The organism is Halococcus sp. AFM35 (assembly GCF_051195015.1).
GTDB lineage: Archaea > Halobacteriota > Halobacteria > Halobacteriales > Halococcaceae > Halococcus.
On the sequence record NZ_JBNTJU010000006.1, the window covers coordinates 77568 to 102343 of the forward strand.

Below are 24776 nucleotides of genomic sequence, written 5' to 3' on the forward strand. Positions count from 1 at the left end.
ACGCTACGCGTCTTCCGAACCACTCTGACGAGCCTGCACTCGCTACGCTCGTGCAGACCTCGCGCGAGTCGCGTGTCTTCGACACGCTCCCGCGCGCCACCGCGACGATGGTACGCGGAGTACGAACCGACGATAGCACAATCAGTACATAGTAGTGCGCTCGACCCCCACAGGAGCTATGGAGATAATCGACCCGCACATGCACATGGTCTCGCGCTCGGCCGACGACTACGAACGCGCCCGGAGGGCCGGCATCGAGTGCTGCATCGAACCCGCGTTCTGGAGCGGCACCGACAAACAGTATGCGGGGTCCTTTTTCGATTACTTCGAGCAGATCATCGACTTCGAGACCGACCGCGCCGAGCGAGCAGGGGGGATGGACCACTACGTCACGATTGGACTCGAACCCAAGGAAGCGAACTACCGCGAGATGGCCGAGGAGGTCCTCGAACGAGTTCCCGAGTACCTCGACCGCGCAAACGTCGTCGGCCTCGGCGAGATCGGCTTCGACCAGGGCACCGACGACGAGGAGTGGGCCTTCCGCACCCAGTTGCGGATGGCCGAGGAGCGCGAACTCCCCGTCATCATCCACACGCCCCACACCGACAAACCCGAAGGCACCGAGCGCATCGTCGACATCATCGAAGACGAAGGTGTCACACAGGAACGCATCGTCATCGACCACAATACTGAAGACACTATCGAGACCTCCCTCACCACCGACTGCTGGGTCGGATTCACGCTCTATCCGGGAAAAATCGAAGACGAGGCGGCAATCGACCTCCTCGAAGAGTACGGCACCGAGAAGATGCTCTTCAACAGCGCCGCCGACTGGGACCCCTCTGACCCGCTCGCAGTGCCGAAAGCGCGCGACAAGATGCTCGACCGCGGCTGGTCCCGCGAGGAAGTCAAAAAAGTGGTATTCGACAACCCCTACGCATTCTTCGACCAGTCGCCGAACTTCGAGTACGAGCCATGAAATTCGGCTTCTCGGCCAACGCGTTCCGCGAGTACGACGCACTCGAAGCCATCGACATCGTCGCCGATGCAGGCTACGACGGCATCGAACTCCTGTTCGACCAGCCCCATCTCTATCCACCCGAGGCGAACGAAACGGACATCGAGCGGGTTCGTGAGGCGCTCGACGACCACGACCTCGCCATCAGCAACTGCAACGCGTTCATGCTGACGGCCATCGAGGGGTTTCACCACCCATCGTACATCGAGACCGACCCCGACTACCGCCAGCAACGCATCGACTACACGAAGGCAGCACTGCGGACGGCGGCCGCGCTCGGCCATGGCTACATCTCCATCGAACCCGGTGGACCTGTTCCTGAGAGCGAATCACGCGAGTGGGCGCTCGAAACCTTCATCGAGAGCCTCCGTGAGGTCCTGCCGGTCGCCGAGGAAGTCGGTGTGGATTTGCACGTCGAACCCGAACCAGAGTTGCTCATCGAAACCTCCGCGGAGTTCCTGGACTTCGCCGAGCGTATCGACCACTCCCGGGTTCGGTGTAACTTCGATGTGGGTCATCTCTTCAGCGTCGGCGAGGACCCCACGGAGGCGTTCGACCGGCTTGCGGAGTATGTCGACCACGTTCATCTGGAGGACATCCCCGCAGACCGGCGTCACGAACACACCCAACTCGGCGACGGCACGATGGACATCGACGGATTCCTCGACGCGCTCGACTCGCGGGGTTACGACGGTTTCGTGACGGTCGAACTCTACCCCTACGAGGAAACGGCAGCCGAGACCGCCCGCGAGGCGATGGCCTACCTCGACGACGGCGGGTGGGTCTGAGACGGGTGGACGAGTCGCGCCTTCGAGACCGACTCGCGGCTGTCGCGGCGCTCGTGCGCGTTCCAAATCTCTTCAGCGCTCCACCCGATGTCCTGCTCGGTGGCGCGCTCGTCGCGGCCGCAGGCGCATCGGTCTCGCTGCCGGCACTCGCCGGTCTCGCGGTCGCGTCGGTGTTGCTGTACGCCGGCGGCACGACGCTGAACGACTACTTCGATGCGGCAGTCGACGCCCGCGAGCGCCCGGAGCGTCCGATTCCCGCCGGCGAGGTGTCGCGGCGGGTGGCGGGCGTGCTCGGCGCGGCGTTGCTGGTCGGCGGCGTTCTCGTGGCACTCGTGGCGGCCGGCTCGCGTGCTGGCGTGCTTGCGGCAGCGCTTGCGGCGGTCGTCGCGCTCTACGATGGCGTTCTCAAGGGTGGTCCCGCGGGTTTTCTCGCGATGGGAAGCGCCCGTGGACTCAACGTACTGCTCGGGATGACAGCTGTGGACGGTCTCGACTCCCCGGTGTGGGGACTTGTCGTTCCGGTCGTCGTCGCGCTGTATATCGCCCTCGTGACGTACATGGCCGCCAACGAGGCGGCCACGACCGAGCGCGGCGCGGTCGTGGCGGCGGCTGCCGGCGTCGTGCTGGCCGTCCTTGGAGTGCTCGGGATGGTCGTGATGGCTCGGCCACCCCTCGCCCGGAGTGCGCTCGCGGTCGCGCTCGCCGGCGGCTTCCTCGCATGGACCGGGCGCGCGCTTGGGCCGGCGTATACGGACCCACGACCGAAGACCGTTGGGCCGGCGGTCGGGACCTGTGTTCTCGCGCTCGTCGTGCTCGACGGGGCCTTTGCGGCGCTCGCCGGTGTCGACTGGGCGCTCGCCACGCTCGCCTTCCTCGTTCCTGCGGTCGGGCTTGCCCGTGTCTTCGACGTTTCCTAGTCCACTGTCGGAAGGTGTTTCGGGTCGGCGGTCGTTCGTCGGGTATGGTCGAACTCGCCTTTTCGACGAACGCCTACACCCGCCACGCGCTGCCGGAGGCGGTCGAGCGCATCGCCGACTACGGTTACGCTGGTGTCGAGATTCTGGGCGACGAACCACACGCGTACTTCCCCGCGTTCGGCGATACTGAACGGGAGGAGCTGTTGGCGGTGCTCGACGGGACAGGTATCGACGTTTCGAACGTCAACGCGAACACTGCGACGGGCTACTACGATGACGCACCGCCGTCCTCCTTTTTCGAGCCAAGCGTCGTCACGGCCGACGACGAGCAGCGGGAGTGGCGCATCGACTACACGAAACGGGCAATCGACCTCGCCTCTCGAACTGGTGCGCCGGCAGTCTGTCTCGCCACCGGCCGCCCGTTGCCCGGAAATCCGCCCGAACGCGCTTACGAGTACCTGCTCGATTCGCTCGATGCCATCTGTGGGTACGCCGACGAGCGCGGTGTCGACGTGGGCATCGAGTACGAACCGGAACTGCTCGTCGAGTGCACCGAGGAAGCCCTCGCGCTCGTCGATGACGTCGGCCACGACGCGCTCGGAATCAACCTCGACGTCGGCCATGCGGCCGTCTACGGCGAGGACCCCGCCGAGGCCATCCGGCGGAGTGCGGGACACATCACCGGGGTTCACGTCGAGGACATCGTCGGCGGGGTTCGTGGCAAACACTATCACCGCATCCCCAGTGAGGGCGACCTCGACTTCCGGGCGATATTCGATGCGCTCGACGACATCGGCTATGATGGGTTCGCCACGCTCGAACTCTATACGTATCCCGGCGAACCGGACACGGCCGCACGCGAGGCCTACGACGCGCTATCGGCGTACTGCTGAGAAGGGTAGTTGATTTTCCGGGGGTGAGGCGGCGTTTTCGTTACTCGCGATACTGCGGTCGACGACCCGTGGCCGATGGGTTTTCCCCCGAGCGTATCCAACCCTTCCTATGGCAACCCAAACGGAGAAAGCGACGCTCGCCGGCGGCTGTTTCTGGTGTATCGAGGCCCCGATGGAGGAACTCGACGGCGTGCGCGAGGTGACCGCGGGCTATGCGGGCGGCCACACCGAGAATCCGACCTACCGCGAGGTCTGTACCGGCGACACCGGCCATGCGGAGGTCGTACAGGTCGAGTACGACTCCGAGCGCATCGCCTACGAGGACCTCTTGGATGTGTTTTTCACCGTCCACGACCCCACTCAACTCAACCGGCAGGGACCTGATGTGGGCACCCAGTACCGCTCGGCGGTCTTCACCCATAACGACGACCAACAGGAAACGGCCGAAGCCTACGTCGAAGCGCTCGACGCCGAGGGTGGCTATGAGGACTCGGTCGTGACCGAAATCGAACCGCTCGACACGTTCTACGAGGCGAGCGAGGAACACCAGAACTACTACGCAAAGAACCCCGACGACGCCTACTGCACGATTCACGCCCAGCCGAAAATCGAGAAAGTCAGGGAGAAGTTCGCCGAGAAGCTCGCGGCCTGACGAACGGCGCTCTCCCGTCTCCGCGGACGTTTTCAGCGGTGGCGTAGTGGAGTCGCCAATGGAGACCAGCCATCGCGTCATCGTCGGCGACTCCCGGCGACTCGACGGGGTCGACGACGACAGTGTCGAACTCGTCGTCACCTCGCCACCCTATCCGATGATCGAGATGTGGGACGAGCCGTTCGCCGAGCTTGACCCTGTAATCGGCGAGCATCTCGACGCGGGCGAGGGACGAGCGGCGTTCGAGCTGATGCACGACCAGCTCGATGCGGTGTGGGACGAACTCGCGCGTGTGCTCGTCGACGGCGGCATCGCCTGCATCAACGTCGGTGATGCAACTCGAAAAGTCGACGGGAGTTTTCGCGTCTGGCAGAACCACTCCCGGGTTATCGATGCCTTCGAGGGACGCGGATTCGAGCCGCTCCCCGAAATCCTCTGGCGAAAGCCGACCAACTCGGGCGCGAAGTTCATGGGCAGCGGGATGCTCCCGCCGAACGCCTACGTCACGCTCGAACACGAGTATATTCTAGTCTTTCGCAACGGCGGAACGCGGCGGTTCGAACCGAACGCCGAGCATCGTTACGAATCCGCGTACTTCTGGGAGGAGCGCAATCGGTGGTTTTCGGACCTCTGGACCGACGTCTCGGGAGAACTCCAAGTGCTCGGCGGTGACGAACTCCGGGACCGCTCTGGAGCCTACCCGCTCGAAATTCCCCGCCGGCTCATCGCCATGTACAGCATCTACGGGGATACCGTGCTCGACCCGTTCTGGGGGACGGGAACCACGTCCCTCGCCGCGATGGTTGCCGCCCGTGACTCCATCGGCTACGAACGCGAGGCGGCCTTGGTCTCCGTCTTCGAAGGCTCCGTGGCCGACGTTCCATCCGTTTCTCGGACCGTCGGTCGTCAGCGGCTCGACGACCACCGCGCGTTCGTCGACGAGCACGGCCCGGAGAGCTTCGAATACGAGGCCACCCACTACGACTTTCCCGTCACCACGAGACAGGAACGACCGATGCGCCTCTACGCGGTCGAGAGCCTAACTGAGACCGACGACGGCTACCGCGCCGTTCACGAACCCATCGATACCGGCTGAACCAAGCCCGTTCGAGCGGTTCGTCGTCGGGTCGCTCAGTCGTCGGCTCACCTCTCTCCGCCTGATTCGCCCATCGTCGGTGCCTGTCACCGCTCCGGCGGCGGATCGGTGACGATTTGGACCGGTTATGGCGGAAGCGCTTCGGGAGCCAGCGCCGCGGTGGTCGCTTCGATTTCCTCACGGCTCGCGTCCCGCGGGAACGACACCGAAACCGTATCCACGCCATCGATGGCGGCGAAGCGCCCGAATCGCTCGCGGGCGTGCTCGGGCGTACCGGCGACCGCGATGGCATCGAGCAGTTCGTCATCGATGGCCGCCATCGCCGCCTCGCGCTCGCCGGCCTGCCAGTAGTCGTAGATCTCTTCGGCGGTCGCCTCGTGGCCGCTGCGCGCGAGGCTGTCCCGGTAGAAGGTGCCCATCCCCCCAACGTAGAAGGCGAGATGCTGACGGACGGACTCGCGGGCGCGCTCGCCGTTTTCGAGTGCTGCACAGGTCAGCGAGAGCGTCACGCGCACGTCGTCGGGGTCGCGGTCCGCGAGGTCCGCCCCGCGACGGAGGTCGTTGAGGCGCTCGCGGACCCCCTCGCGGGTGAGCATGAGCGCGTGCCAGCCGTCGGCGAAGCGCCCCGCGAGTTCCACACTCTTTGGACCCATACCGGCCGCATCGACTTCCGGTGGGGTCTCCGGTGGCTCACACCGCAGGCGAAAGCCAGAGAGGTCGAAATACTCGCCGTCGTACTCGATTTCCTCGCCCGCGAGCACTGCTTTCACGATTTCGACGGTCTCGCGCGTTCGACGCAGCGGGTTGCCATACTCGACGCCGTGCCAGTTCTCGATGACGATGGGTCCCGACGGCCCGAGACCCAGCCGAAAGCGCCCGTCCGAAACTTCTTGCAGGGTGGCGGCGGTCTGGCCGAGCAGGACTGGTGACCGCGAGTAAATCGGGAGAATCGAGGTGCCGATGCCGATGTCGTCGGTGCGGTGGGCGATTGACGTGAGCACCGTCACGGCATCGCGGCCCCACGTCTCGGGCAGCCACGCCCGATTGTAGCCCAGTTCTTCGGCGCGCTCGGCCTGCTCGCAGAGCGCGTCGATGCTCGGCTGTGCGCCCACCGGGAGGAACACGTCGCGGTCGGTCATCACTCGGGCGATTCCATGATGTCGGGCACGCCACGGGCGGTGATGGTCTCGCCAGTGAGATACGACGAGGCGGGGCTGGCAAGGAACTGGGCGACGTCGGCGATCTCCTCGCTCGTGCCGATCTTGCGGTCCACCTCGTCCCTACTGATTTCGTCGGCGGTGACGCCCATCTGACTTGCCACCCCGGGCGTGGCGACGAATCCGGGTGCGATGCAGTTCACGCGGACGCCGTCGTCGGCCCACTCGTAGGCGAGCGTCGAAGTGAGGTTCACCACGCCCGCTTTGGCGGCGGCGTAGTGACTCATATAGGGTGCACCCTCCTGACCGGCGACGCTGGCGAAGTTCACAATCGTACCGCCACCGGCCTCGCGCATCACCTCGCCGGCGACCTGCGTGCAGTGGTAGGTTCCGTGCAGGTTGATGTCGACGATGGTCTTCCACCCGTTCTCGGAGATACCCTCGAAGTTCGCCATGAAGCTCGCGCCCGCGTTGTTCACGAGCGTGTCGAGCCCGCCGAACTCCTCGACTGTTGCCTCGACCAATGCCTCGACCGAATCGCGTTCTCGGACATCGCACTCGACGGCCAGCGCCGACCCGCCGGCCTCTTCGATTTCGTCTGCGACGGGGTCGACGTTGTCCTGTTCGCGCGAGCAGACGACGACCTCGGCCCCGTCGTCGGCGAAGCGTTCGGCGATGGCTCGCCCGATACCGCTCGATGCGCCCGTGACGAGGACGGTGTCGCCGGCGACGCTGAACTGTTCGGTGGTCATCGCAGCCTCCGCGTGGTGGTTCTCATCACACCACCTGTTACCGATGGCATACTAATAAATCCCGCCGTCACCATCGATGACAGTGAACGACTATCCGTTTACCACTGGTAACACCTCGCCGCGAGCGGAAGACACTCGTGCCGTCGATGAGTGGCCATGGCATGGACTATGAGGCGATCTTCTGGGACATCGGTGGCGTCATCTTGGACCTTCAGTCGGTCCGGGCGGGCCACCGCGCGTTCGTCGAGTCTCTCGCCGACGAGCACGACCTCGGCACGGAACGAGCGCTCGAAACGTGGCGCGAGGAGCTGGGAACGCATTTCACGACCCGGGAGGGCACCGAGTTCCGCAGCGCGCGGGTCGGCTACCATCGAGCGGTCGCGGCAATGGTCGGCCACGAGATACCGGAAGAAAAGTGGCTGCCGGCCTTCGAGCGCGCGACCCGCGAGAGCCTCGAACCGGTCGACGAAACGGTCGAAGCCATCCGCCGGCTCGACGGTCATCTGCATCAGGGCGTCCTCAGCGATATCGACACGTGGGAGGGCGAGCGCCTGCTTTCCCAGTTCGGCGTCGCCGACCATCTCGACGCGGTGACGACCTCCGAGGAGGTCGGCCGCACCAAACCCGACCCGGCGATGTTCGAGACTGCCCTCGACAAGGCGGATGTCGACCCTGCGCGGGCGCTGATGGTCGGCGACCGCTACACCAATGACATGGAGGGCGCATCACGGGCCGGGGTTCACTCCGTCGCCTTCGGCGGCAGCGCGAGCGAGGCCGATTCTGACGACCCAGCAGTCACGTATCGCATCGCATCCCCCACCGAAATCCTCGATATCGTCGGCGTCCGCGGGTAAATCTACTTACGATGGCCGAGTACAGAGGAAGCCATGAGTGACGAGCCGTCCGAACCCTACGGCGAACACCGCCAGCAGAACGTCTATGCTGCGGGGATGCTCGCAAACGACCCGCCCGAGCATCCGGTACAGTACGAGAAACTCAAGCACCGAGCGATAGAGGCGATGAGCGACGAGGCGGCGGCCTACGTCGCCGGCGGGGCCGGGAGCGAGGACACCATCGATGAGAACCGGCGCGCGTTCGCCGATTGGCGCATCGTCCCGCGGGTGCTTCGAGATGTCTCAGAGCGCGACCTCCGCGTCAGCCCGTTCGGCCGCGAGTTCGAACTCCCCGTTCTCCTCGCGCCGCTCGGCGTGCTCTCCATCGTCCACGAGGCGGGTGAACTCGCCGTCGCGCGGGCCGCCGCCGACTGCGATATTCCGATGGTGCTCAGCTCGGCGTCGTCGTACACGATGGAGGAGGTCGCCGACGAGTTGGGAGACACCCCGAAATGGTTCCAGCTCTACTGGTCGGCCGACCAGAAAATCGCCAGCAGTTTCGTCGACCGCGCCGAGGACGCTGGCTACGACGGTATCGTGGTCACGCTCGATACGCCCCTGCTCGGCTGGCGCGAACGCGACATCGAACAGGGCTATCTCCCGTTCCTCGACGGCGAGGGCGTGGCGAACTACTTTTCGGACCCGGCCTTCCGCGAGCGCCTCAACGCCTCGCCCGAGGAAAACGAGGGGTCGGCCGTCATGGAGTTCATCGATGTCTTCGGCGACCCCTCGCTGACGTGGGAGGATTTGGCGAACCTCCGCGAGGAGACCGACCTCCCGCTGGTCGTCAAGGGTGTGCTCCATCCCGACGACGCCGAACGCGCAGTCGAGTGCGGTGCCGATGGTGTGGTCGTCTCGAACCACGGCGGTCGGCAGGTCGATGGTGCAGTCGGCGCGCTCACCGCGCTGCCGAGCATCGTCGAGGCGGTCGGGGACACACCCGTGCTCTTCGACAGCGGGGTCCGCGGCGGTGCGGACGCGGTCAAAGCGATTGCGCTCGGAGCCGATAGCGTCCTGCTCGGGCGACCCTACGCCTACGGGCTGGCACTCGACGGCGAGGCGGGCGTCCGAAGCGTGCTGGAGAACTTCCGCGCCGACCTCGACCTGACGCTCGCGCTCACCGGCCACACGAGCTTCGAGGACCTCGATAGGTCGATACTCCTCGACCGCCGGCCGCCGGGTTCGGGCGGTCCCTGATCACTCGCCGAACGCCGCGGCTCCCGATTCACGCAGTTCTGCGAGACCGTCGTCGGTGTAACCCGCTTCGCGGAGGACTTCGGCTGTGTGCGCGCCGTGTTTTGGTACGCCCGCCGCGGGGTCGGCGTGGTTCGAGGAGCGTGCCGGAAACCCGATTCGCATCGGGTTCTGGGGGTGGACCACTCCGCGAGAATCGGTCTGTGGATGGTCGAGCGCCTCCGAAAGGGTGCGAATGGGTTCGACGGTCGCGTCGCTGTCTTCGAACTCCGTTTCCCATTCCTCGCGGGTCCTCGCGGCAAATATCTCGACCAGTTCGTCGCGCAGCGCCGCGCGGGTCGCCCCGTCCTCGCTCATGTGCGCGTCGATGAGGTCCTCGCGGTCGACGGTCTCGCAGAACGCTCTCCAAAATGCGGGTTCGAGCGCCGCGATGGTGACGTACTTTCCGTCGGCGGTCTCGTAGACGCCGTACCACGGTAGCTCACCCGTGAGCGCCGTTTCTCCGGGGCGTGGCGTCTCGCCGCCGAGCGCGTCGGGCGCGAGCGCCTGTGAAAACGAGAGCAGCACGTCGGTCATGGCGACGTCGATGTACTCCCCGCCGGTGTTGCCGAGTGCGCGCGAACAGAGCGCGCCCACGATGGAGAACGCTGCGAAGAGACCGCCGGCCATGTCGCCGACCGGAACGCCCGGAATCTCCGGCTTTGTATCTCCGTCGGCACGTGTCATGTCGAGCAAGCCCGAGAAGGCGGCGTAGTTCAGGTCGTGGCCTGCGCGCGTTCGATACGGACCAGTCTGGCCATAGCCCGACAGCGAACAGTAGACGATGTCGGGGATGTGCTCACAAAGGGAGTCGTAATCGACGCCGAGGCGCTCGGTGACGCCCGGCCGGAACCCCTCGATGAGCGCGTCGGCCTCGCTTGCGAGGTCGAAGAACGCTTCACGCCCTGCTGCGGATTTCAAATCGAGCGCGACGCTTCGCTTGCCGCGGTTGACTGCCGCAAACAGCGTTCCGTCGCTTCCGTCGCTCTCGAAGTGCATCCAGCGCGTCGGGTCCCCTGTACTGATGTCCTCGATCTTGAGGACGTCCGCACCGGCGTCGGCGAGCAGTTGGGTGGCGTACGGGCCGGGCAGATACCGCGTCAAATCGAGCACGCGAACGCCGTCGAGTTGCATGTTCCACCCTCCGGCGGTCGCGCCATAATCCTTCGTGTCGGTCCCTCGGAGTTCCTCACGAAGGTCGACGAACAACATCACTGGAGTGTCGTCCACGAGCCGCGCCCTGACGGCCTTCCACGCCGTCTCTCGGTCCCCACCACCGTCTTCAGTGAATGGGATATCGAGCGGAAGAGCGTCGATTCGAGCCACGAGGTCCGGCTCATGATGGTGCTGCGGCTGGCGGGGCTGGTCTCGTAGTAGCTGAAACCGATGCCGGCCCCGAGGCCGAAACAGAGCGGTTCGTCGAAGTCACACCCACGATATGCCGAGAGATTGCGCAGCGAGACCGAGCCGCAGGTGCGCCCGGCCGTGTGGATGGTCGATGACCCTCATACCGGCCCCTCCGTGTGTGCGCCATGGCCGAGTCGAGACTACCCGGACAACTCCGCGACCGCCGCCTCGATGTCCGTACGCGGCACGGGCGAAATCCAGTCCTCGCCGAGCCAGCGATGGGTCACGCGCCGGTCGCCGTCGAGGACGAAGACGGCGCGGCGGGCGGTTTTCGTTCGCCCCATTCCCCCGCGCGCCGTGAGTAGGTCGTAGCTCTCGGCGGCGGTCCCCTCGCCGTCGCTGAACAGTCGAAAGGGACCGTCGAGATACCGCAAGAACGCGTTCTGAGCGTAGGGACCGTCGCGGCTCACACCCACCACAGGAACTTCGAAATCGTCCCAGCCGGCCCGTTCGTAGCGCTTCCACCAGTTCTCGGCGATGGCGCTGAACGAAAATCCATAAAAGACGAGCACGCAACCGCCGTCGAGCACGGCCGAGAGGTGGATGGGTCGGAAGGTCTCGCCGTCACAGAGAAGCGCCTCGAAGTCCGGGGCGCGCTCGCCCTCGCTCGGTGGCATACCCGATGGTCGACGGTTGGACACAAAACGCCATCGGCAGGAGGCTTTTGTTCGTGGCCGACGGAGCATGGTCATGGCCATCACGCTCTATCGTCTCGAAGGCTGCCCGCACTGTGAGTACGTCGTCGACCGACTCGACGAACTGGATATCGGCTTCGAGAGCGTCTGGGTCGAGGGACTGCACTCCAAACGCGACGAGGTGAAACGGGTCTCGGGCCAGCGCGACGTTCCAGTCCTCATCGACGACGAGCGCGGCATTACGATGAGCGAATCCGAGCGCATCGTCGAGCATCTCGACCGCTCGTACGCACCTGCCTGAGTCGCTCCCGACGCCTCGTTTTATACTTCCGCCGAGTAAAGGGGCCGTATGGCAGACGAGACTTTGTTCGAAAGCGAGCGCCGACGGAGCCGCACCGACATCGCCGCCGTCTTCCGGTCGTTGGCGACGGCGCTCGAAAACGACGGCCCGGTGACGCTCGAAGACGGCCCAGAGTCGGTACAGGTCGATCCGCCGGAATCCCCTCTTTTCGAAATCGAAGTCGAGCGCGAGTCAGGAGAAATGAGCCTCGAACTTGAACTCGAATGGGGCGAAAACGAATCTTCGACCGCTGCGAGCACGGTGGCCGGTAACGATGATGCCGTCCACAGCCTCGGACGCTTCGAAATCTTCCGGGATAGGGCGAGCGAGTGGCGCTGGCGGCTCGTCCATCGCAACGGCAACATCATCGCCACCAGCGGCGAGGGCTACACCAGCAAACAGAACGCGCTCAAAGGGATGCGAAGCGTGATGAAAAACGCCCCCGACGCCGAAGTCGTCTCGAAATAGGTCAATCGAGGTCGTGCGGGTCGAGTCCAGGGTCTTCGACCGCCGGCGTGCCGATGGCGAGGACGATACCGCGGTCGTCACCCATGTATTGGTGGCCGTGGCCGGTCTCTGGCCCGGCGGCGTAGAACGTTCCCGGTCCGACCTCGTGAGTTTCCTCCTCGCCGGAGGGACCGACCTTCACCGAGAACTCGCCTTCCAGTATATAGTAGAGTTCCTCCTGTTCGGAATGGGCGTGATACTGGATTTCCTCGCCGGGGTCGAAATACCAGAGCTTGACGTTCATCTCGTCCGTTCCGAGCGCCTCGTCGAGCGAGCGGACGTCGAGGTCCGGCGGGATCTCATCGACCTCCGAGAGGTCACTCACGCGCACGTCGTCGGTGCGGACGATGCCGTAGTCCATACGGCGGAAACGAGGGGCCAGCGCAAAAGTCTATGCCCGATTCGAGTCGGGTGCGGTGGTCGAGGCGACCGCCCCCTCCAGTCGCGGGAGCGCGTCGGTCACGTCTATCCGAAAGTCGTAGTCGGCACGCTCGGCGAGCGTGGTTCGGTCGAGATTCACGACGATGGTCGTCGCACCGTTGTCGGCGGCGGTGTGGGGTAGCGACGCGGCCGGCTCGACGGTGAGCGAAGAGCCGGCGACGAGAAACACGTCACTCTTCTCGGCGAGCGCGTGCGAGCGGTAGAGTGCGTGCTCGGTCAGTTGCTCGCCGAACAGCACCACATCGGGTTTGAGAAGTCCACCGCACTCACAGCGCGGCGGACAGTCGCCGTCCCGGACGCGCTCGCGGACCGGTTCCGCCGGAGCGCGCCGCCCGCAGTCTCGACAGACGACGCGCTCGCCGGAGCCGTGAATCTCGACGACCTCTTCGGAGCCGGCAGCGTGGTGCAACCCGTCGATGTTCTGGGTGATGAGTGCGTCGAGATGTCCTTGTGATTCGAGGTCGACGAGCGCCACGTGGGCGGCGTTCGGTTCGGGGTCCGCTTCGTGTAGCGTCTCCCGAAGGTCGAGACGGTCGCGCCAGAACTCTTCAGGACTGGTCTCGAACCGCGAGAGGTGGAAGTCAGTCGGGTCGTGAGTCTCCCAGAGTCCGCCGTCGCCACGGAAATCAGGGATGCCCGAGGCGGTGCTGACGCCCGCGCCGGTCATCACTACTGTACTGTGGGCCTCGCGGATGGCGTCGGCGGCGAACCGAAGCTCTCGGTCCATGTGTGGCGATACCGTCGAGCGACCAAAACACCTCGGCCCGAGTCAGCCGTCGAACCGCGGAATCGTCTCTATTTCCGCTGAATTCGTCTCCTCGAACGCTTCGCGCGCGATGGTCCGCTTGTGAACCTCGTCGGCGCCGTCGACGATGCGGAAGGCGCGTACGGCGTCGTAGAAGTCCGCCAGCGGCAGGTCCCGGCTGATGCCGGCCCCGCCACAGCACTGGATGGCGAGGTCGATGGTCTCTTGGGCGACGTTCGCGGCGAAGACCTTGCTCATCGAGACCTCGATACGGGCCTCCCCGCCGGCGTCGAGTTTTTCGGCGGCATCGCGGACCATCGTCCGCGCGGCGTGCAGGCGGGTTTCGGCCTCCGCAATCGCAAAGCGCTGGGCCTGCTTTTCGGAGAGGTCGGAGCCGAACGCCTCTCGTTCACTCATGTAGGCTTTCGCCACGTCGAGCGCGCGGTCGGCCATGCCCGAAAACCGCATGCAGTGGGTGAGTCTGGCCGGGCCGAGGCGCTGCTGAGCGACCGTGAAGCCCTCGTTTTCGTCCCCGAGGAGATTCTCTTCGGGCACGCGAACGCCGTCGAAACGGATTTCGGCGTGGCTCTCGGGCATGAAGCTCTGGCCGAGATGCGGGATGTCCCGGACGATGTCGACGCCCTCGGCCTCCGTCGGCACGAGAATAATCGAGCAGCCGGCGTAGGGATGGGCCTCCTCGTCGGTGCGGGCCATCACCAGCAGGACGTCGGCGTCGCTGCCCTGCGTGGTCCACCACTTGTGGCCGTCGATGACCCACTCGCCGTCCTCTTTCTCGGCGGTCGTCCGGAGCATCTTCGGGTCCGACCCACCACCGGGAGCGGGTTCGGTCATCGCAAAGCCCGACCGAATCTCGCCCGCGACGAGTGGGTCGAGCCACTCCTCTTTCTGTGCCTCGGTGCCGACGAGTTCGAGCGTGTGCATGTTCCCCTCGTCCGGTGCGTCGACGCGCATCGCGGGCGCGCCCAGCAGGCTTCTGCCTGCTTCCTCGAACAGCGGCAGCACGTCTCGGAGCGCGATGCCCATTCCACCGTGTGCTTCGGAAATTTGGGGTGCATAGACGTCGTACTCGCGGGCCTGTTCGCGCAGGTCGTCGATGGTCTCGCGCCCGATGCTGCCGCCGGCGTGGGCGCGCTCCTCTGGCAGGACGACCTCCGCCATGAACTCGTGGGCACGTTCTCGTAGCTCCCGAGCGGTCGCCGAATCGTTGTACTCCATGCACACCCTTCTCGACACTACATTGTAAAACGATAGGGCCGATAGTGAAAATAGAACGTACAGACATGAATTACGATATTTTTTGGTCCGATAGCAGTGCCGGCCGCTCGCGGCCACAAACCCGAAATCGCCGCCGAACGTGTCGACTCGGTTTGGTGTACCCAGCAGTTATTCGTACCTCGATGCACAATCGGTCTACCAATGGTAACGAAATCATCGCCGCGACCGAACCGGAGCGACCGATGAGCGACGAGTATTTCGCACGCATCGTCGACGAGGAGTCGCTGGCGAACCACTTCGAGCGAGAGTTGGGGGCGGTCGAGGAGTACGAGGTCCACCACCATCAGGAGGGTCACTCGAACGAGACGCTGTTCGTCGAATGGGGCGACCGCGACCTCGTGGTCCGTCGCCCGCCGCCCGGCGAAGTGGCCGACACCGCCCACGACGTGCTCCGGGAGTATCGCGTGATGGACGCCTTGCAGGACACGGCGGTCAGGGTGCCACCCACCGTGTTGGCCTGTGAGGACCACTCGGTGCTGGGCTGTGACTTCTACGTGATGGAGCGCGTCGCCGGCGACGTGCTGCGCGAGGACGAACCCGACCGCTTCGCCACGCCCGATCATCGCCGGCGAATCGGCGAGGAACTCGTGGATGGTCTCTGTGAAATCCACGCCGTCGATTACGAGGACGTGGGTCTCGGCGAGTTCGGCCATCCCGAGGGGTTCACCGAGCGCCAAGTCGAACGCTGGTCCGAGCAGTTGACGTGGGCGTTCGACGTCACGACCGACGAACGCGAGGTCCCCGAACTCTACGACGTGATGGAATGGCTCACCGAGAACGTCCCCGACGCGCCGACCCACACGCTCGTGCAGGGCGATTACAAGCTCGACAACGTGATGTTCGCACCGGGCACACCCCCCGAAATCGTCGCCGTCTTCGACTGGGAACTGAGTACCCTCGGCAATCCGCTCGTGGACCTCGGCTGGATGCTCTCGTACTGGTGGGACGAGGGTGACCCCGACCCCCCGGCGGCGACCGACTCGCTCAATTCGACGTTCATGACGCGCGAGGGCTATCCCACCAGACGGGAGTTGGTCGAACGGTACGAGCAACAGACGGGAATCGCCTACGAGAACGACCGCTTCTATCGTGCGCTCGCAGTCTACAAACTCGCGGGGTTGGGCGAGATGTTCTTCCGGCGCTATCTGGAGGACAACGCCGACGACCCACTGTATCCGAAGATGGAATCGGGAGTCCCTGAACTCGCCGACCGAGCGGTGCGCATCATCGAGGGCGAGGAGCCGCTATGAACCGGTCGCCGATTGCGGGGGTATTAAGCCGACGGCGAACGCCGGAACGACCATGACGAACGACATCGAACGGGTGGCGGTGCTCGGCGCGGGCAACATGGGCCACGGCATCACCGAGGTCGTCGCGCTCGCGGGCTACGACGTGACGATGCGCGACGTCGAGAAGGAGTTCGTCGACTCCGGCTACGAGGACATCGAGTGGAGCCTCGACAAACTCGCCGAGAACGGGGCGGTCGATGACCCCGACGAAGTGCTCGCACACATCGACACGACGACCGACCTCGACGAAGCAGTGAGAGACGTCGATCTGGTCGTCGAGGCCGCGCCCGAGCGGATGGACCTGAAAAAGGAAATCTATTCCGACCTCGACGACCTCGCGCCCGATGAGGCAATTCTCGCCTCGAACACCTCTTCGCTGTCGATCACCGAAATCGCAAGCGCTACCGACAGGGAGGGACAGGTCGTCGGCACCCACTACTTCAATCCTCCTGTGAAGATGGACCTCGTGGAGGTCATCTACGGCGAGCACACGACCGACGACACCGCAGAAACTGCCCACGGGTTCGTCGAGTCGCTCGGCAAGACCCCCATCTACGTCCGCAAGGACGTCAACGGCTTCGTCGTCAACAGCGTCCTCTGGCCGTTCATGGTCGAACCCGCGTGGATGGTCTCCGATGGCGAGGCGACCATCCGGGAGGCCGACGCCGCGATGGTCCACCGGCGAGGCTACCCGATGGGACCGTTCGAACTCGGCGACCTGACGGGTATCGACATCGGCTACTCGGTGCGCGAGGAGGCCGGCATCGAGAACCCACCGCTCATCGAGGAGAAAGTCGAGGCCGAAGAGTTGGGTCGCAAGACCGGAAAGGGCTACTACGACTACGAGGAGGGCGACGGCGCGGACTACGAGGAGGGCGACGGCGAGGGCTTCGACACGCTTCGCGTGGAAGCGTGCATGGTCAACGAGGCCGCGAAACTCATCGGCGGGGACGTGGCGACCGCCGCAGCCATCGACACCGGCATGCGCCTCGGCACCGGCTTTCCCGAAGGGACGTGCCGACGAGGGGACGACATCGGTCTCGATACGATACTGGAAAAGCTCGAATCGCTTCGGGAGGAGACTGGCCAGCAGCGTTTCGAACCCGCCGACTACCTCGTCGAACTGGTCGAATCGGGGAACACTGGCGTGGAGAGCGGGGCCGGCTTCCACGACTACGAGGGCGGCGAACCAGTCACAGCGGAGCGATGACCGAACTCTCGGCCACCGAGCGGAGCCGACTCGAAGCCATCGTCGACGAGCACGGGCTGTTCGCGTGGCTCGGTCTCGAAATCGAGACAATCGAGCACGGTCACGTCGTCCTCCGCGTGCCCTACGACGAGAAGTTCACCAATCTCGTGCCCGGTGGCGAGGCGAACGTCCACGGCGGGGTGGCGGCCACGCTCGTCGACTCGGCGAGCGGGTTCGCGCTCCGCTCGACGTTCGACAACCCCGAGGACGCGACGCTCACCACCACCGACCTGAACGTCTCGTATCTCCGCCCCGCGACCGACGATTTGACCGTGGAGGCCGAAGTCGTCCGCGCGGGCGGGTCGATGGGCGTCACCGATGCGACCGTATCGAGCGTTGCACCTGACGGTGAGGAGGAGGCGGTCGCGGTCGGCCGCACCAGCTATCGGCTGTTTCGGGAGGACCGATGAGCACCTTCGAGTCAGTCGAAGCGGGCGAGACGGGAGAGACGGCGCGGCGGACGATAACGGAAGCCGATGTCGTGAACTTCGCCGGTGTGAGTGGTGATTTCAACCACCACCACACCGACGAGGAGCGGATGGAGAGTACCGAATACGGCGAGCGCATCGTCCATGGCGCGTTCGTCTTTGCGGCGATGACGGGCCTGCTCTGGCAGTCGCGCACGCCCGACGAGCGCGACGACGTCATCGCCTTCTACGGGGTCGATTCGCTTCGGTTCGCCGCACCCACCTTCATCGGCGACACCATCCACGTCGAGACCGAGGTGCTCGAAACGGTCGAGCGCGACCATCCGCGTGCGAGTGGGACGGTCAGATACGGGGCAGGAGTGGTGAACCAGGACGACGAGACCGTCCTCTCGTGTGAACTGCTCTCGCTGGTGCGCTGAGCCGGCAGCAGACTCTTTGGTGACCTCGCTATAGAGTGGGTATGAGCAAACGCGTTCTGGTGCCGTTCGACGACTCCGAACAGGCCCACGAGGCGCTCGAATACGCCCTCACCGAGCACTCGGGGGACGAACTCACGGTTATCCACGCCATCGACCCCGCCGAATGGGGTTACGGCGCGCCGGGCAACACCCTCGGGGAGCGCTGGCAGCAGCAGGCACGCGAGAAGAGCGAGGAGGTCCAGTCGAGCGCACAGACAGTAGCCGAGGAGTACGGCGTCGCCGTCACGACCGCGGCCGAAAGCGGCGTACCGAGCGACGTCGTCATCCAGTACGCCGACGACAACGACGTCGACCACATCGTCATCGGCAGCCACGGTCGCTCCGGCACCAAACGCCTGCTGCTGGGAAGCGTCGCCGAGGAGGTCGCGCGCAAGGTCTCGATTCCGGTGACGATAATCGGCTGATTATTCCCGGGTTCGCGGGCCGTCGTTCAGGCTTTCGAGAAGCTCGGGGTCGGTACCGAACTTGAGGACGTTCGTCACGACGGAGTTGCGGATGTTCGAAACCACGCTTCCGTGTTCCTTGTAGAACTCGTGTATCCAGCGCGATTCCGCCTCACGAGTCGGGAACATCATCACTGTCTTCCACTGGTATTCACCATCCGACAGGAAATAGAACAGGGTATTCGGCGAATCGCGGATGTACTCCATCGCCGCGCGCCACTCCTCGGCGAAGTGCTCGGCGTTGAACTTGAACTCGAACAGTCCGAAGATGAAAAAGTCCTCGTTGGGGATGACCGCCTCGCGGAAGACGCCCTCCTCGCGCATCCGTCGAATCGACTCGCTGACCGTGACGTGCGAGACCTCGATACCGTATTTGTCGGCGAGGATGTCGGTGAGTTGGCGCGAGGAGACCTGTGGGTCGCCCGCGAGCTCGCGCAGAATCACCACGTCGCGTTCGGTGAACTCCCACTCCGGTGTGTCTCCCTGCATCTCACTCCTCCACGAGAAACTCCCGGAGCTCGTCGATGTACGCATCGGTGCGGTCTTCCATCACCCAGTGGTAGGCCTCGTCGAGTGCGGCCACCTCGCCGCCGGTCTCCGCAGCGAGACGCTCGCCGTATTCGATTGGCTGGAAGGAATCGTCCGCGCCCCACAGACAGAGTACGTCGGTCTCGATGTTACCGTAATCGAGTTCGGTCGTGTGATTCGTGTTCGTCGCCACTGCACACCGCGAGAGCGACGTTCGTCCCTCCTCCGTGAGCCACGGCGCGGTGAGTCCTTCGACGAACTCCTCGTCGGGGTCGTCGTAAGTTCCTTGCGAGAACGCCGAACTCACCCGTGCTTCGAGGTCATCGAGGTCGGTCTCCATCGTATCGGGCAGTCCGAGGTCGGAGATGAACTCGACGGGCCACGAATCGTAGCAGACCGCGTTCGAGCAGACGAGTTTCGAGACATTCTCGGGATTGTGGGCGGCGTACCGGAGCGCGACCCCGCCCCCGATGTCGTGGCTGACCAGCGAGACGCGCTCGATGCCCAACTGTGAAAGGAAGTCGTCGAGCATCGCCTCCTGTGCGCGTATCGACCTATCGAAGCCGTCGTGCATGGCGGAGTTGCCATACCCCAACAGGTCGGGCGTAATCACCCGGCGCTCCTCGGCAATCGGTGGGGCGATATCGCGCCAGAGGAACGACCACGTCGGAATGCCGTGCAGGAAGACCACGGGCGGTTCGCCGTCCTCCTCGCCGTCATCGCGGTAGGCCACCGATAGCTCGTGACCGTCAACTGTGACGGTCGTTTCTTCCTGTCCGGCGGCCCAGTCGTTGTGATTCATAGCAGTTGGTCGGCGATGATGTTCTTCTGGATTTCGCTCGTCCCCTCGTAGATCTTCGTGATGCGCGCGTCGCGGTAGTAGCGTTCGGCGGGGTGGTCGGTGACGTAGCCTGCACCGCCGAACACCTGAATCGCCTCGTCGGCCACGTCGACGGCGTGCTCGCTGGCGAACAGCTTTGCCATACTCGCCAGCCGCACCGCGTCGTCGGCGTCGCTCTCGACCGCGGTGGCGGCCCGGTAGGCCAGCGAGCGCGCGGCGTCCACATCGGTCGCCATCTCGGCGAGTTTGTGCTGGATGGCCTGAAATTCACTAATTGGCTGGTCGAACTGCTCGCGCTCGCCCGCGTACTCCTTGGCAGCATCGAGCGCGCCCTGTGCGGCCCCCACCGCTTGGGCGGCGACGCTCGCTCTCCCCGACGCGAAGAAGTTCATCAGCTGGTAGAATCCTTCATCGACCTCGCCGACGACGTTTTCCTCCGAGACCCTGACGTCGTCGAGACGTAACTCCGCGAGGTCCGACGCGCGAATCCCGAGTTTGTTGTCGATCTTCTCCGCCGAGAATCCCTCGGTGTCGGTGGGGACGAGGAAGGCCGTGATGCCCCGATGGCCCGCCTCGGGGTCGGTCTTGGCCATCACGATGGCGATGTCGGCGACAGTACCGTTGGTAATCCACATCTTGTTGCCATTCAATACGTAGTCGTCACCGTCCTGCTCGGCACGAGTCTCGATGCCCGCCACGTTCGAGCCGTGGGCGGGTTCGGAGATGGCGCTCGCCGAGGCTGACTCGCCGGCCGCAATCGGCGGCAGCCACTCCTCTTTCATCCACTCCTCCCCATAGGCGATGAGCATACTGCTGCCGAACCCGGCCGAGCCGACCGCGCTCCCGATGCCGGGGTCGGCACGCCAGAGTTCCTCGGTCACGAGCGTCGACGCGAGCGCGTCCATGCCCGCGCCGCCGTATTCTTCGGGAATGTTCGGCGCGACGAAGTCGTATTCTGCGGCCTCCCGTCTGAGTTCTTCGGGGTACTCTCCAGTTTCGTCGTGTTCGCGCGCAACAGGCACGATTTCGTCTTCGGCGAACTCGCGGACGGCTTTGCGGATGGCCTCGTGTTCTCCCGATAGCTGGAACGCCATAGGTGGTCATGGGTTTCCAGCGAAAAGTATCTTCCTGCCGAGCGTGAACGACGGAAAATTCGATGGCCGGTCGAATCGCTTGCCGGTCGGCGTCGGCGGAACAGTTATGACTGTGGCAGACAGTGACACAGAGGCTATGCGAGCAGCAGTCCTCGAAGAACACGGCGAACCGCTCGACATCCGGGACGTGGACGCACCCGACCCCGACCCCACGGGTGCGGTGGTCGAAATGGAGGCCTGTGGCATCTGTCGGAGCGACTGGCACGGCTGGCAGGGCGACTGGGACTGGCTCGGCATCCAGCCTCAACAGGGCCAAATCCTCGGCCACGAGCCGGCGGGCACGGTCGTCGCGGTCGGCGACGAGGTCGAGCATCTATCGGAGGGCCAGCAGGTCACGGTCCCGTTCAACCTCGGCGACGGGACCTGCAAGCAGTGTCGCACCGGCCACGGCAACACCTGCGAGAACATCCGCCCGCTCGGCTTCGTCGAATCGGTGCCCGGTGCGTTCGCCGAACAACTCCACGTCCCGGCCGCCGAACACAACGCCGTCCCGCTGCCCGACGGCGTCTCGTCGGTCGACATGGCCGGACTTGGCTGTCGGTTCATGACTTCCTTCCACGCGCTTGCCCATCGGGCCGACATCGGCGGTGGCGACTGGGTGGCGGTGCATGGCTGCGGTGGCGTTGGCCTTTCCGCTGTGCACATCGCCAGCGCGCTCGGCGGGAACGTCATCGCGGTCGATTTACAGGACGAAAAGCTCGAAAAGGCCGAAGCACTCGGTGCGAGCGCGACGGTCAACGCGAGCGACGTCGAGGACACACCCAACGAGGTCAAATCCATTGCCGACGGCGGCGCGGCGGTCTCGGTCGATGCGCTCGGCATCGAGACCACCTGTCGGAACTCGGTGCTGAGTCTCGGGACCCGCGGCCAGCACATCCAGGTCGGCCTCTCGACGCAGGACGAACAGGGGATGGTCTCGCTGCCGACCGACATGATGGTGATGGGTGAAATCGAGTTCATCGGCTCGCTCGGGATGGCCCCGACCAACTACGACGAGATATTTCGAATGGTCGGCGACGGCAAACTCGACCCGAGCGCGGTGGTCTCGGAAACCGTGACACTCGACGACGTCTCGGCGAAACTGGCGGCGATGGACGACTTCGAGACGATGGGCATCCCCGTCATCGACAGTTTCTAACACCCACCTTTTTACTTCGGGGTTCGCGCTCGCGTTGCTCGCGCTCAACTCTCTGCTCACGGGCGCTTCGCGCCCGTTCACACGGTCCGAGGGAGCTTCACTCCCTCGCTCCTCGCAAAAATCTGGACCAAAAACTCCCGCTCGCAAACCGCGCTCGCTACGCTCACACGGACAGTACTGCACCACCAACCACTACCCAGCACCGCAGAAGCCCTCACTCGCTATCTTCTCGCGGGCCGGGAGACGGCTTCGCCGTCTCCTTCGAGGCGGTTTCACCGCCTCGCTGCCCGCTCGAACGGTCAGCGGCGCGGAGCGCTGCTCGACGCTCGCTCGTCCTTCGTCCGCCGAGGGACCGCCACACCGCAAACCGCAGCCGCTACGGTGGCCACACCGCGACCGCCACCGCAGCCGCGCCGCCACCGCACCGCGACCACCACACCTACCGCCTGTTTTCGGGCCAACACCTATGGTCTCCGCGCGATATCGACAGCCATGACCGACGGGGATTGGCGCGCGGCCGAGCGCGAACACACCGACGAAGTCATCGGCACCGACACCATCCCACGACTGTTCGAGCGGAGCGCGACACGCAACGCCGACCAGCCCGCTCAGCGGTACAAGGGTGGCGTCCACGAGCGTTCACTCGCCGGCAGCGTCGTCAAACGGGCCGACCCCGGCGAGTACGTGACGCTCACCTACGAGGAGTTCCAATCAATCGTCCGCTCGCTCGCGGCCGGCTTCCGCGACCTCGGCGTCGAAGCCGACGACCGGGTTGGCATCTTCTCGCCGTCGCGCATGGAGTGGGCACAGGCCGACTTCGCCCTGCTGGCGGCGGGCGCGGTCGTCACCACTGTGTATAAAGAATCCTCGCCACGACAGGTCGAGTACCTGCTCGCCGACCCCGGAGCCACGGGGGTAATCGTCGACGACCGCGACCGATTGGAGCGCGTGATGGCAGTCGAGGACGCGCTCGACCTCGAATTCGTCGTCGTGCTTGACGACGTTTCGACCACTCGTGAAGACGTGTTCACGCTCGCCGACATCTACGAGCGCGGCGAGCAAGCCTTCGACCGCGCGGCCTACGAGGGCTGGCTGAGCGAGCGCACCCCCAAGGATTTGGCGAGTCTCATCTACACCTCCGGAACGACGGGCAAACCGAAGGGCGTCCGCATGACCCATCGCAACTTCCGGGCGAACATCAACCAGCTCAGAAAGCGCTTCGGCGACCGGCCCGACAGATCCACCGGCCTCCCTTCGGTGGGCCGCGAGACGGTCGCCCTGTCCTTTCTCCCGCTCGCGCACGTCTTCGAGCGCCTCGCGGGCCACTTCTTCCTGTTTGCGAGCGGCGCGACCGTCGCCTACGCCGAGAGCGCCGACACGGTGGCCGAAGACATCGAAACCGTCCGGCCGACGACCGCCATCAGCGTTCCACGAATTTACGAGCGCATCTTCGACTCGATGCGTGAGGACGCCGATTCGGCCGTGAAACGTCGCATCTTCGAGCGCGCGGTCGCGGCGGCAAAGCGCACCAGTCGAGAGGAGAAACCGGGGCGGACACTCCGGGTCGAGCGCGCGCTCGCCAACCGCCTCGTCTACAGCACTGTGAAGGAAGCGATGGGCGGCAATATCGACTTTTTCATCAGCGGCGGCGGCAGCCTCTCACCGGAACTGGCTCGCCTATTCGACGGGATGGACCTCCCCATCTACGAGGGCTACGGACTCACCGAGGCCGCACCCGTCGTCTCGGTCAACCCACCAGAAGCGCCGAAGCCCGGAACGCTGGGGCCGCCGCTCACTGGCGTCGAGACGAAACTCGATTCGGACGTTCTGCCACCCGAACAGCGCGACCGCGAGGGCGACCGTGGCGAACTCTTGGTACGGGGGCCGAACGTCACCGATGGCTACTGGGAGAACCCGGAGGAAACCGACGCCACCTTCGAAGAAGGGGGTTGGCTGCGGACCGGCGACATCGTCGAACGCGATGCCGATGGGTATCTCGTCTATCACGAGCGGCTGAAACAGCTGTTGGTGCTCACCACGGGCAAGAACGTCGCGCCCGGACCCATCGAGGACGCCTTCGCCACCTCCGAGCGGGTCGAACAGGCGATGGTGCTCGGCGACGACGAGAAGTTCGTGAGCGCCCTGTTGGTCCCGAACTTCGAGAAACTGCGTGCGTGGGCCGCCCGAAAGGGAATCGAACTCCCGAGCGACCGCGCGGCGCTCTGCCGCGACGAGAACGCCCGCGCGTGGGTCGAAGCACACGTCGAGAACGTCAACGACGAGCTGGAACCCCACGAGCGCATCAAGCGCTTCGAACTCGTTCCCCTCGAATGGACGCCCGAAAACGACCTGCTCACGCCGTCACTGAAGAAAAAGCGCCGCAACATCGAGGCGCGATTCGACGACCAGATAGACCGCATCTACGCCGCCGGGCGGCCGGCGGCCGACGACTGACGC

General features: G+C 64.9%; 27 protein-coding genes and 1 pseudogene. 17 read left to right on the forward strand and 11 right to left on the reverse strand.

What is annotated here, in order from left to right; all coding sequences use genetic code 11:
- Positions 1-178: 178 nt before the first annotated feature.
- From ACQUQO_RS06670 to ACQUQO_RS06695, 6 genes are all read left to right on the forward strand, one after another.
- Positions 179-979, forward strand: coding sequence for a TatD family hydrolase (locus ACQUQO_RS06670; RefSeq protein WP_435077187.1), 801 nt, complete (start codon positions 179-181; stop codon positions 977-979).
- On the forward strand, positions 976-1806 hold the full coding sequence (locus ACQUQO_RS06675; RefSeq protein ID WP_435077188.1) for a sugar phosphate isomerase/epimerase family protein: 831 nt from the start codon (positions 976-978) through the stop codon (positions 1804-1806). The genes ACQUQO_RS06670 and ACQUQO_RS06675 overlap by 4 nt, the downstream gene beginning before the upstream one ends.
- Entirely contained in the window at positions 1797-2723 is a 927-nt protein-coding gene (locus ACQUQO_RS06680; protein WP_435077189.1) for a UbiA family prenyltransferase, read from the forward strand. The genes ACQUQO_RS06675 and ACQUQO_RS06680 overlap by 10 nt, the downstream gene beginning before the upstream one ends.
- A 44-nt stretch (positions 2724-2767) precedes the next feature.
- The gene (locus ACQUQO_RS06685) at positions 2768-3616 is read left to right on the forward strand and encodes a sugar phosphate isomerase/epimerase family protein (protein ID WP_435077190.1); all 849 of its coding nucleotides are present in this window, start codon (positions 2768-2770) and stop codon (positions 3614-3616) included.
- Between the two features lie 109 nt (positions 3617-3725).
- Positions 3726-4268: a peptide-methionine (S)-S-oxide reductase MsrA gene (gene msrA / locus ACQUQO_RS06690; RefSeq protein ID WP_435077191.1), complete on the forward strand. Its 543-nt coding sequence runs from the start codon at positions 3726-3728 to the stop codon at positions 4266-4268.
- A 58-nt stretch (positions 4269-4326) separates the two neighbouring features.
- Positions 4327-5364, forward strand: a complete 1038-nt coding sequence (locus ACQUQO_RS06695; RefSeq protein WP_435077192.1) for a DNA-methyltransferase — start codon at positions 4327-4329, stop codon at positions 5362-5364.
- A 125-nt stretch (positions 5365-5489) separates the two neighbouring features.
- Here ACQUQO_RS06695 and ACQUQO_RS06700 read toward each other — a convergent pair whose 3' ends face one another.
- Entirely contained in the window at positions 5490-6503 is a 1014-nt protein-coding gene (locus ACQUQO_RS06700; RefSeq protein ID WP_435077193.1) for a TIGR04024 family LLM class F420-dependent oxidoreductase, read from the reverse strand.
- Positions 6503-7273: an SDR family NAD(P)-dependent oxidoreductase gene (locus ACQUQO_RS06705; protein ID WP_435077194.1), complete on the reverse strand. Its 771-nt coding sequence runs from the start codon at positions 7271-7273 to the stop codon at positions 6503-6505. The genes ACQUQO_RS06700 and ACQUQO_RS06705 overlap by 1 nt, the downstream gene beginning before the upstream one ends.
- Before the next feature lie 161 nt (positions 7274-7434).
- On the opposite strand from ACQUQO_RS06705, the gene ACQUQO_RS06710 reads away from it, so the two are divergent.
- Together ACQUQO_RS06710 and ACQUQO_RS06715 are read left to right on the forward strand one after the other, a co-directional pair.
- Positions 7435-8127: an HAD family hydrolase gene (locus tag ACQUQO_RS06710; protein WP_435077195.1), complete on the forward strand. Its 693-nt coding sequence runs from the start codon at positions 7435-7437 to the stop codon at positions 8125-8127.
- A 33-nt stretch (positions 8128-8160) separates the two neighbouring features.
- Positions 8161-9363: an alpha-hydroxy-acid oxidizing protein gene (locus ACQUQO_RS06715; protein ID WP_435077196.1), complete on the forward strand. Its 1203-nt coding sequence runs from the start codon at positions 8161-8163 to the stop codon at positions 9361-9363.
- On the opposite strand, the gene ACQUQO_RS06720 is transcribed toward ACQUQO_RS06715, so the two are convergent.
- The 3 genes from ACQUQO_RS06720 to ACQUQO_RS06730 all read right to left on the reverse strand — a co-directional run bounded on the left by ACQUQO_RS06720 (position 9364) and on the right by ACQUQO_RS06730 (position 11423).
- Entirely contained in the window at positions 9364-10533 is a 1170-nt protein-coding gene (locus ACQUQO_RS06720; RefSeq protein ID WP_435077198.1) for a CaiB/BaiF CoA transferase family protein, read from the reverse strand.
- 77 nt (positions 10534-10610) lie between these two features.
- Complete coding sequence (locus ACQUQO_RS06725; RefSeq protein WP_435077291.1) at positions 10611-10892, reverse strand: BtrH N-terminal domain-containing protein; 282 nt, start codon at positions 10890-10892, stop codon at positions 10611-10613.
- 54 nt (positions 10893-10946) lie between these two features.
- On the reverse strand, positions 10947-11423 hold the full coding sequence (locus ACQUQO_RS06730; RefSeq protein WP_435077199.1) for a peroxiredoxin family protein: 477 nt from the start codon (positions 11421-11423) through the stop codon (positions 10947-10949).
- A 73-nt stretch (positions 11424-11496) separates the two neighbouring features.
- Here ACQUQO_RS06730 and ACQUQO_RS06735 point away from each other — a divergent pair, with 73 nt between their 5' ends.
- Together ACQUQO_RS06735 and ACQUQO_RS06740 are read left to right on the forward strand one after the other, a co-directional pair.
- Positions 11497-11742 carry a glutaredoxin family protein gene (locus tag ACQUQO_RS06735; RefSeq protein ID WP_435077200.1) on the forward strand — a complete coding sequence of 82 codons (246 nt, stop codon included), beginning with the start codon at positions 11497-11499 and terminating at the stop codon, positions 11740-11742.
- A 48-nt stretch (positions 11743-11790) separates the two neighbouring features.
- Complete coding sequence (locus tag ACQUQO_RS06740; RefSeq protein WP_435077201.1) at positions 11791-12249, forward strand: HVO_2922 family protein; 459 nt, start codon at positions 11791-11793, stop codon at positions 12247-12249.
- 1 nt (position 12250) lies between these two features.
- Here the strand turns inward: ACQUQO_RS06740 and ACQUQO_RS06745 are convergent, their stop codons facing one another.
- The 3 genes from ACQUQO_RS06745 to ACQUQO_RS06755 are packed head-to-tail and all read right to left on the reverse strand — an operon-like array spanning position 12251 to position 14710.
- A complete protein-coding gene (locus ACQUQO_RS06745) occupies positions 12251-12649 on the reverse strand; it encodes a cupin domain-containing protein (protein ID WP_435077202.1) in 399 nt (132 codons plus the stop codon).
- A gap of 30 nt (positions 12650-12679) precedes the next feature.
- Positions 12680-13456 (reverse strand): SIR2 family NAD-dependent protein deacylase, encoded by a 777-nt coding sequence (locus ACQUQO_RS06750; RefSeq protein WP_435077203.1) that lies wholly within the window; start codon positions 13454-13456, stop codon positions 12680-12682.
- 42 nt (positions 13457-13498) lie between these two features.
- The gene (locus ACQUQO_RS06755) at positions 13499-14710 is read right to left on the reverse strand and encodes an acyl-CoA dehydrogenase family protein (protein ID WP_435077204.1); all 1212 of its coding nucleotides are present in this window, start codon (positions 14708-14710) and stop codon (positions 13499-13501) included.
- Between the two features lie 242 nt (positions 14711-14952).
- On the opposite strand from ACQUQO_RS06755, the gene ACQUQO_RS06760 reads away from it, so the two are divergent.
- The 5 genes and pseudogenes from ACQUQO_RS06760 (at position 14953) to ACQUQO_RS06780 (ending at position 18619) form a co-directional block, all read left to right on the forward strand.
- Positions 14953-16020 (forward strand): phosphotransferase family protein, encoded by a 1068-nt coding sequence (locus ACQUQO_RS06760; protein ID WP_435077292.1) that lies wholly within the window; start codon positions 14953-14955, stop codon positions 16018-16020.
- A gap of 52 nt (positions 16021-16072) precedes the next feature.
- Positions 16073-17248, forward strand: a pseudogene (locus ACQUQO_RS06765) (3-hydroxyacyl-CoA dehydrogenase); the annotation flags it as partial.
- Between the two features lie 17 nt (positions 17249-17265).
- Positions 17266-17718 (forward strand): PaaI family thioesterase, encoded by a 453-nt coding sequence (locus ACQUQO_RS06770; RefSeq protein WP_435077205.1) that lies wholly within the window; start codon positions 17266-17268, stop codon positions 17716-17718.
- Positions 17715-18155 carry a MaoC/PaaZ C-terminal domain-containing protein gene (locus ACQUQO_RS06775; protein ID WP_435077206.1) on the forward strand — a complete coding sequence of 147 codons (441 nt, stop codon included), beginning with the start codon at positions 17715-17717 and terminating at the stop codon, positions 18153-18155. The genes ACQUQO_RS06770 and ACQUQO_RS06775 overlap by 4 nt, the downstream gene beginning before the upstream one ends.
- Before the next feature lie 41 nt (positions 18156-18196).
- Positions 18197-18619: a universal stress protein gene (locus tag ACQUQO_RS06780; RefSeq protein WP_435077207.1), complete on the forward strand. Its 423-nt coding sequence runs from the start codon at positions 18197-18199 to the stop codon at positions 18617-18619.
- Here the strand turns inward: ACQUQO_RS06780 and ACQUQO_RS06785 are convergent, their stop codons facing one another.
- The 3 genes from ACQUQO_RS06785 to ACQUQO_RS06795 are packed head-to-tail and all read right to left on the reverse strand — an operon-like array spanning position 18620 to position 21121.
- Entirely contained in the window at positions 18620-19147 is a 528-nt protein-coding gene (locus ACQUQO_RS06785) for a winged helix-turn-helix domain-containing protein (RefSeq protein WP_435077208.1), read from the reverse strand.
- Position 19148: 1 nt separating this feature from the next.
- Positions 19149-19988: an alpha/beta fold hydrolase gene (locus ACQUQO_RS06790; RefSeq protein WP_435077209.1), complete on the reverse strand. Its 840-nt coding sequence runs from the start codon at positions 19986-19988 to the stop codon at positions 19149-19151.
- Positions 19985-21121: an acyl-CoA dehydrogenase family protein gene (locus ACQUQO_RS06795; protein WP_435077210.1), complete on the reverse strand. Its 1137-nt coding sequence runs from the start codon at positions 21119-21121 to the stop codon at positions 19985-19987. Before ACQUQO_RS06795 ends, ACQUQO_RS06790 begins: the two co-directional genes overlap by 4 nt.
- Positions 21122-21257: 136 nt before the next feature.
- Here ACQUQO_RS06795 and ACQUQO_RS06800 point away from each other — a divergent pair, with 136 nt between their 5' ends.
- Together ACQUQO_RS06800 and ACQUQO_RS06805 are read left to right on the forward strand one after the other, a co-directional pair.
- Positions 21258-22319 (forward strand): zinc-dependent alcohol dehydrogenase family protein, encoded by a 1062-nt coding sequence (locus tag ACQUQO_RS06800; protein WP_435077211.1) that lies wholly within the window; start codon positions 21258-21260, stop codon positions 22317-22319.
- Between the two features lie 492 nt (positions 22320-22811).
- On the forward strand, positions 22812-24773 hold the full coding sequence (locus ACQUQO_RS06805) for an AMP-dependent synthetase/ligase (protein ID WP_435077212.1): 1962 nt from the start codon (positions 22812-22814) through the stop codon (positions 24771-24773).
- Positions 24774-24776 lie beyond the last annotated feature (3 nt).